The sequence below is a fragment of the Rhodanobacter sp. FW104-R8 genome, from assembly GCF_001617365.1.
Lineage (GTDB): Bacteria > Pseudomonadota > Gammaproteobacteria > Xanthomonadales > Rhodanobacteraceae > Rhodanobacter.
On record NZ_LVJR01000012.1, the window covers coordinates 70,818 to 78,446 of the forward strand.

Consider the following 7,629-nt stretch of genomic DNA (forward strand, 5'->3'; position numbering starts at 1 on the left):
GTCTTCTCCGCGTGCGATGCGGGCCGGCGTGCGGCCCCGGGGATTGATGGGGTGTGGCCTGCTCATCCGCGCCAGCCGGCGAGCCTCGCGCGGAGCCGGATCACGGCCTGCCCGTGGATCTGGCAGACCCGCGACTCGCTCACGCCGAGCACCGCGCCGATCTCCTTCAGGTTCAGCTCCTGCTCGTAATACAGCGACATGACCAGTTGCTCGCGCTCGGGGAGTTCGCCGATGGCCTCGACCAGCGCCTCGCGCATGCCATCGTTCTCGATGCTCTCGGGCGGGCCAAGGCCGTTCTCGTCGGCTACGTCCAGCACGCCGCTCTCCTCGCCGTCGTCGGAGGCGGTCAGGCTGAGCAGGCGCGAGCAGGCCGCATCGGCGAGCACCTGGTGGTACTCCTCCGCGCTGATCCCGAGCCGGCGGATCACCTCGGCGTCGTCCGCCTCGGCGCCGGTCTCGGTTTCGATCTGGCGGATCGTCTCGGCCACCTCGCGGGTCTTGCGGTGCACCGAACGCGGCGTCCAGTCGGTGCGGCGCAGTTCGTCCAGCATTGCGCCGCGGATGCGGATGCCCGCATACGTCTCGAAGCTGGCCCCGCGATCGAGGGCAAAGTGGCGTGCCGCCTCCAGCAAGCCGATCATTCCCGCCTGGATCAGGTCGCCCACGTCGACGCTGGCCGGCAACCGCCCCATCAGGTGATAGGCGATCCGCCTGACCAGCGGCGCGTGCCGACGTACCAGTTCGTCGGCACTCTCGCGGGAAAGTTGCAGATATTCCGAAGCCACGCTCATCTCGGCATCTCCCGCGCCGGTGTCTCCCGGCCACCAAAGAAGGCAATCCGGTCGAGGCCCGTACGTTCGGGTTCCGCCCACTTATCGACCGCACCGGCCAGTTTCTTGAATGCCAGCGCCGACTGGCTGGAAGGCCACAGGTCGACCACCGCGGATTGCCGCCGGATGGCCTGCCGCAGGCGTTCGTCGTGCGGCACCCATCCGCTGAAATCGATCACCACGTCGAGGAAGCGGTCGCTGACCCGCGCCAGCTTGTGGTGCAGCGCTCGCGCGTCGCCCTCGTTGCGCACCATGTTGGCGACCATGCGCAGGCGGCGCACGCCGAAATCGCGGCTGAGCACCTTGGCCAGCCCGTAGGCATCGGTCAGCGACGCGGGCTCGTCGCACACCACCAGGACCACCTCGGCGGCGGCGGCGGCGAACATGGTCACGTTGTCGGAGAGCCCCGCGGCGGTGTCCACCAGCAGGTACTCGGGCGGCCGCGCCAGCTCGTCGAACGCGCGGATGATCGCGGCGTGCTCGCCGTTGTCCAGCTGCGCCAGCCGGCGCGCGCCGGAACCGGCCGGCACCACCTGCAGGCCGCGCGGCGCGGGCAGCAGCAATTCCTCCAGCGTGCACTCGCCGTCGAGCAGGTGGCCGACATGGCGCGACGGGGTGAGGCCCAGCATCACGTCGACGTTCGCCAGCCCCATGTCGGCGTCCAGCAGGATCACCTCGTGGCCGGCGGCCGACAGCGCCACGCCCAGGTTCACCGCCACCGTGCTCTTGCCGACGCCGCCCTTGCCGCCGGCCACCGCGATCGTGCGGCACGCGCGGCGGGTCGCCGGCGCCGCGGTCGGCAGGCCGCCGGCCTGGTGGCTGCCGGCCGCTTCCGGCGCAGGCCGGCCGGCCATGGCCGACAGCATCCGCTGCAGCCCCGAAGCCTGGTCCATTGCAAGTACTCCGCTCATGCTTCGGCCACCGCAAGGCCGAAGCGCTCGGCCATCAGGCCGTCGTCGGGCGCCTCGCCCCTGAGCGACTGCGCGGCGCGGCACACCAGCACGCGCGCATCCGCCGTGGCGATGTCCTCGGGCACGCGCTGGCCGTCGGTGGTGTAGTCCAGCGACAGCCGGTGCCGGATCAGCACCGACAGCGCGCCGCCCAGGTTCGGCGCCTCGTCCAGCTTGGTCAGGATGCAGGCATGCGGCCGCAGCGGCAGGTAGGCGCGCACCGCGTCGTCCAGCGCCTGCGACTGCGCGTTGGCCGCCAGCACCAGGCAGGCGCGCAGCTCGCCGGCGTCGGCGAGGATCTCCAGTTGCTGCGCGAGCCGCGGATCGCTGCCGGCCACGCCCGCGGTATCGATCAGCACGGTGTGGCGGTCGCGCAGCATCTCCAGCACCTTGCGCAGGCTCGCCGCGTCGTAGGCCGGATAAACCCGCACGCCGAGCAGCCGGCCGTAATGCTCCAGCTGCGCGGCGGCGCCGATGCGGTAGTGGTCGGTGCTGACCAGCGCCACCTGGTCTGCGCCGTGCTGCATCACAGCGCGCGCGGCGAGCTTGGCGATGGTGGTGGTCTTGCCCACCCCGGTGGGCCCCACCAGCGCGGTGACGCCGCGCCGGTCGCCGCACAGGCTGCGCCCGCTCACCGCCAGGCTGCGGCTGAGCATGCCCAGCGGCAGGTAGCGCGCCTGCTCGGCGCTGATCTTCTCGGGCAGCTCGGCCACCAGTGCGCGCGCGACGTCGGATTCGATGCCCAGCCGCGTCATCTCGCGCAGCACGCGGGCGCGCAGCGGCTGGCGCCGTTCCATGTCGTTCCAGGCCAGGCTCGACAGCTGCACTTCCAGCATCGCGCGCAGGTCGCCCAGTTCGTTGCGCAGCTGCGCCGTGTCCTGCGCGGCACGTTCCATCAGCGGATGCATCGCCGGCGGGCTCTTCGCCGCGCGTGCGGCGACGGCCGGCCGCACCGTCGATGGACGCGGCAAGGACTCGGGCTCCGCTTCGTCCGGGGTGGCATGCGACGTCGGCGCCGCCACGGCATCGGCCGCGGCCGGCGACGGCGCGGTGGACGGCGTGCCATGCCTGGCCGCCTCGCGCACCAGCGCCTCGTCGTAGTCGATCGCGGCGATCACCTCGATGCCCTCCTCGAACCGGCGGGTGGACAGGATCACCGCTTCCGGGCCCTGCTCCTCGCGCACCTCGCGCATCGCCTGGCGCATGTCCGGCGCCACGAACCGTTTGATCTTCATTGCCTGCTCCGCAAACGGGATTCGAGATTCGGGATTGGGGATTCGTCAAAAGCGAAAACGCCGCAAGCTCGCCGCGCCGCCTGCTTTTTCGAATCCCCAATCCCGAATCCCGTCATCCCGGTTCTCATCGTCCCAGCGCCTGTACCAATCGCACCCGACGGTTGTCGGGCACTTCGTTGTAAGCCAGTACGTGCAGGTTTTGTGCCACGTGGCGGGTGAAGCGCGCGAGCCACGGCCGCAGCAGCGGCGCGACCAGCAGCACCGCCGGTTCCCCGCTCAATTCCTGGCGCCGCGCGGCGTCGGCCACGCTCTGCTGCAAACGGTCGGCCAGGCCCGGTTCCACCGCGGCGCCGGCCACGCCTCCGCCGCCGGAGAGCGAGCCCAGCAGGATCTGCTCGAGCTCCGGCGCCAGCGTGATCACCGGCACTTCGGTGCCCAGCCCGGTGATCTCCTGCACGATCTGCCGGCCCAGCGCGACGCGCACGGCAGCGGTCAGTACGCCGGGATCCTGACTTTGCCCGGCGTGCTCCGCCAAGGATTCGACGATGCTGCGCATGTTGCGGATCGGCACCCGCTCGGCGAGCAGGTTCTGCAGCACCTTCACCACTACGCCGAGTGCCAGGCGCTTGGGCACCAGGTCCTCGACCAGCTTCGGTGCGGTGGCGGCGAGCCGGTCCAGCAGCTGCTGCACGTCCTGGTGGCTGAGCAGCTCGTGCGCGTGGCCTTGCAGGATGTGCGACAGGTGCGTGGCGATCACCGTGGCCGGATCGACCACGGTATAGCCGTAGCTCTGCGCCAGCTCGCGCTGGCCGCTTTCGATCCACACCGCCTCCAGCCCGAACGCCGGGTCCTGCGTGGCGATGCCCTGCAACGTGCCGTGCACCTGGCCCGGGTTGATCGCCATCAGGCGCTCGTTGTGCACCTCGGCCTCGCCCATCGGCACGCCCATCAGGGTGATCCGGTAGGTGTTGGGACCCAGGTCGAGGTTGTCGCGGATGTGCACCGCCGGCACCAGGAAGCCCAGCTCCTGCGACAGCTTGCGGCGCACCGACTTGATCCGCCCCATCAGCTCGCCGCCCTGGTGCACGTCGACCAGCGGGATCAGCCGGTAGCCCACTTCCAGGCCCAGCGGATCGACGCTGGCCACATCTTCCCAGCCCAGCTCCACCCGCTCGGGCGCCACGGCGGCGGCCGGCTTTTCGGCGATCGACTCGGCCAGTTTGGCGCGGGTATCGCGCTCGCGCTTCAGCAGCAGCCACGCCGCGCCGCCGCAGCTGGCACCGAGCAGCAGGAACGCCACGTTCGGCATGCCGGGAATCAGCCCCATCACGGTCAGCACCGCCGCCGCCACGCCGAGCGCGCGCGGCTGGCCGAACACCTGGCCGATCACCTGCTTGCCCATGTCCTGCGACTTCGACACGCGGGTGACGATGATCGCCGCCGCCACCGACAGCATCAGCGCCGGCACCTGCGCCACCAGGCCGTCGCCGATGGTCAGCAGGGTGTAGGTCTTGGCCGCCTCGCCGGCCGACAGGCCGTGCTGCATCACGCCGACGAAGAAGCCGCCGACGATGTTGATGATGAGGATCAGGATGCCGGCGGTGGCATCGCCGCGCACGAACTTGGAGGCGCCGTCCATCGAGCCGTAGAAGTCCGCCTCCTCGCGCACTTCCTGGCGCCGCTCGCGCGCCTGCTCCTGGGTCAGCAGGCCGGCGTTGAGGTCGGCGTCGATCGCCATCTGCTTGCCGGGCATCGCATCCAGGGTGAACCGCGCGGTCACTTCCGACACGCGGGTGGCGCCCTTGGTGACCACCACGAAGTTGATGATGGTGATGATCGCGAACACCACCAGGCCGACCGCGAAGTTGCCGCCGATCACGAATTCGCCGAACGCCTCGATCACCTTGCCGGCGGCGCCGGGGCCGTCATGCCCGTGCAGCAGCACCACGCGGGTGGAGGCGATGTTCAACGCCAGCCGCAGCAGGGTCGCCATCAGCACCACGGTGGGAAACGCGGCGAACTCCAGCGGACGCATCACGTAGACCACCGCCAGCAGGATCACCAGCGACAGCGCGATGTTGAAGCTGAACAGCATGTCGAGCAGGAACGGCGGCAGCGGCAACATCAGCATCGCCAGCATCACCAGCATCATCACCGGAGCGCCGGCGCCACGTCGCGCCAGGTGTTTGAAGTTGCCCAGTACGTCTGCACCCGTCATGGATTTGACTCGTCGTTATTCGCGGTAGGGCCCCATGAGGTCGGGATCGACCTCGGGGGTGGGTGCCGGCGGCGGCGCTTCGCCCTGCGCCGCGGCCTGCTTCAGCTGGTAGACGTAGGCGAGGACCTGGGCCACCGCCACGTACAGCGCGGCGGGAATTTCCCGGCCCAGTTCAGTCGTGGCATACAAGGCGCGTGCCAACGGCGGCGCCTCGACCAGCGGGATGCGATGGGAGCCCGCCACCAGGCGGATCTGCTGGGCCAGCACGTCGACGCCCTTGGCGATCACCCGCGGCGCGCCCAGGCGGCCATCGTCGTAGCGCAGCGCCACCGCGAAGTGGGTCGGGTTGACCACCACCACGTCGGCCCTGGGCAGTTCCTCCATCATCCGCCGGCGCGCCTGCGCCTGCTGCACCTGGCGGATGCGCCCCTTCATCTCGGGGTTGCCCTCGCTCTCCTTCATCTCGTCGCGGATTTCCTGCCGGGTCATGCGCAGGTTTTTCGCGTGGTCGAATTTCTGGTAGAGGGCATCGATGCCGCCGATCAGCGCCAGCATCGAGCCGAACCACAGCGCGGCGCGGCCGAGCAGGCCGATCGATTGCGCGATGCCGGCCATCACCGGGCCTCGCCCGGTGGCCTGCAGCTCGCCCTGCCAGTGCCGCAGCAGCAGGGCCAGCACCGCACCGATGAACAGCAGCTTCAGCAGCGCCTTGCCCAGCTCGACCAGGCCGCGCATCGCGAAGATCCGGCCCAGCCCCTTGATCGGGTCGAGCCGGTCGAACTTCGGCTGCAACGCCTGCGCGCTGAAATTCAGCCCGCCCAGCAGCAGCGGCGCGGCGACGGCGGCCAGCAGCGTGGCCAGAGCCACCGGCGCGAACAGGCCCAGCGCCTCGCTCACCGCCGCGTGCAGCGCGCGGCCAGGCAAGGCGTCGGAAAGCAGCGCCTCGCGCGAGTAGCCGAGGCCCAGCGCGAAGATCCTCCGGGCATGCAGCAACGCGCTGTCGCCGCTGCTGATCAGCGCCGCCACGCCGGCCAGCACCACCACCGCTCCGGAGAGGTCGCGCGAGCGCGGGACCTCGCCCTTCTCGCGCGATTCGCGCAGCCGTTTTTCGGTAGGTTGTTCGGTTTTTTCCTGGTCGCTGTCGTCCGCCATCGCGGTCAGCTCCCCAGCAGGTTGCGCATCAGCGACCAGGCGTCATCCTGCAGCGCCGCGAACGCGCCCGGCAGGCTGCGCAGCGCCAGCCACAGGGCGATGAAGCCCAGCGACACGGTGATCGGAAAGCCCACCGCGAACAGGTTCATCGACGGCGCCGCGCGGCTGATCGCGGCAAAGCCGATGTTCACCACCAGCAGCGAGGTCATCGCCGGCAGCGCCACGCGCACCGCGCCGGAGAACAGCTCCGCCGCGAAGCCGACCACCGCGTGCAGGCCGTTCGCGTCGATCGCCGGCATGCCCGGCGGCAGGCTGCGGAAGCTGTCGGCGAGCAGCGCGATCAGGCGCAGATGGCCGTCCATCGCGAGGAACAGCAGGGTCACCAGCAACAGGTAGAACCCGCTCAGCACGTTCGCGCTGCCGCCGGCCTGCGGGTTGACCACCTCGGCGAAACCCAGGCTCATGCTCTGCCCCACCAGCTCGCCGCCGAACGCCACCGCCTCGAACACCAGCTTCAGCACGAAGCCCACCGCCGCGCCGATCAGCACCTGCCCGGCCATCGTCGCCACGCCGTCGCCGCTGAGCGGGTCGATCGTCGCCGGCGCCAGCGGTGCCAGCACCAGTGCCAGCACCACCACCACGCCGATGCGGATCCGCGCCGAAACCACCGTCGCGCTGAACACCGGCGCCACCAGGCACAGCCCGCTCACCCGGCCCAGCGCCCAGAACAGGCTGCCCAGCCACAGCGGCAGCTGCGCCAGGTCCAGCGCCGTCACCGGATCGCTCCCGGCAGGCTTTCGATCAGTTGCGTGGTGTAATGCACCAGCAGGCGCAGCATCCACGGCCCGGCGACCAGCGCCACCAGCGCCATCGCGATCAGCTTGGGGATGAAGCTGAGCGTCATCTCGTTGATCTGCGTGGCCGCCTGGATCACGCCCACCAGCAGGCCCACCGCCAGCGCGGTCAGCAGCAGCGGCGCGGCCACCAGCATCGCCACGTACAGCGCGTGCTGGCCGATCTCCATGATGGATTCGGGGGTCATGGGGCGGCTCCGCTTTGCTTTTCTGCGTCAAAGGCGAAGAGCTTTCGATCGCCTACGGCGACCGAGTCACTTTTCTCTTGCTTGGCCAAGAGAAAAGTAACCAAAAGAGAAGGCCACCCCGCTTGGCGCTTGCCGGGCATCCTGCCCGGCAAGTCCGTGAGTCGAGGCCGGGCTTTTCGACAGCACATCCATGTGCTGGCGA

At 70.1% G+C, this 7,629-nt stretch carries 7 protein-coding genes; all 7 read right to left on the reverse strand.

Annotated elements, in window-relative coordinates:
- Positions 1-62 precede the first annotated feature (62 nt).
- The 7 genes from RHOFW104R8_RS03125 to fliQ all read right to left on the reverse strand — a co-directional run bounded on the left by RHOFW104R8_RS03125 (position 63) and on the right by fliQ (position 7,427).
- The gene (locus RHOFW104R8_RS03125; RefSeq protein ID WP_068095688.1) at positions 63-791 is read right to left on the reverse strand and encodes an RNA polymerase sigma factor FliA; all 729 of its coding nucleotides are present in this window, start codon (positions 789-791) and stop codon (positions 63-65) included.
- Positions 788-1,723: a P-loop NTPase gene (locus RHOFW104R8_RS03130; RefSeq protein WP_082823503.1), complete on the reverse strand. Its 936-nt coding sequence runs from the start codon at positions 1,721-1,723 to the stop codon at positions 788-790. Before RHOFW104R8_RS03130 ends, RHOFW104R8_RS03125 begins: the two co-directional genes overlap by 4 nt.
- Before the next feature lie 14 nt (positions 1,724-1,737).
- The gene (gene flhF / locus RHOFW104R8_RS03135; protein WP_068095687.1) at positions 1,738-3,015 is read right to left on the reverse strand and encodes a flagellar biosynthesis protein FlhF; all 1,278 of its coding nucleotides are present in this window, start codon (positions 3,013-3,015) and stop codon (positions 1,738-1,740) included.
- Between the two features lie 124 nt (positions 3,016-3,139).
- The gene (flhA, locus tag RHOFW104R8_RS03140) at positions 3,140-5,233 is read right to left on the reverse strand and encodes a flagellar biosynthesis protein FlhA (protein ID WP_068095686.1); all 2,094 of its coding nucleotides are present in this window, start codon (positions 5,231-5,233) and stop codon (positions 3,140-3,142) included.
- Positions 5,234-5,248: 15 nt separating this feature from the next.
- The gene (gene flhB / locus RHOFW104R8_RS03145) at positions 5,249-6,385 is read right to left on the reverse strand and encodes a flagellar biosynthesis protein FlhB (protein WP_068095685.1); all 1,137 of its coding nucleotides are present in this window, start codon (positions 6,383-6,385) and stop codon (positions 5,249-5,251) included.
- A 5-nt stretch (positions 6,386-6,390) separates the two neighbouring features.
- Positions 6,391-7,161 (reverse strand): flagellar biosynthetic protein FliR, encoded by a 771-nt coding sequence (gene fliR / locus RHOFW104R8_RS03150; protein WP_068095684.1) that lies wholly within the window; start codon positions 7,159-7,161, stop codon positions 6,391-6,393.
- The gene (gene fliQ, locus RHOFW104R8_RS03155) at positions 7,158-7,427 is read right to left on the reverse strand and encodes a flagellar biosynthesis protein FliQ (RefSeq protein WP_068095682.1); all 270 of its coding nucleotides are present in this window, start codon (positions 7,425-7,427) and stop codon (positions 7,158-7,160) included. The genes fliR and fliQ overlap by 4 nt, the downstream gene beginning before the upstream one ends.
- Positions 7,428-7,629: the final 202 nt, after the last annotated feature.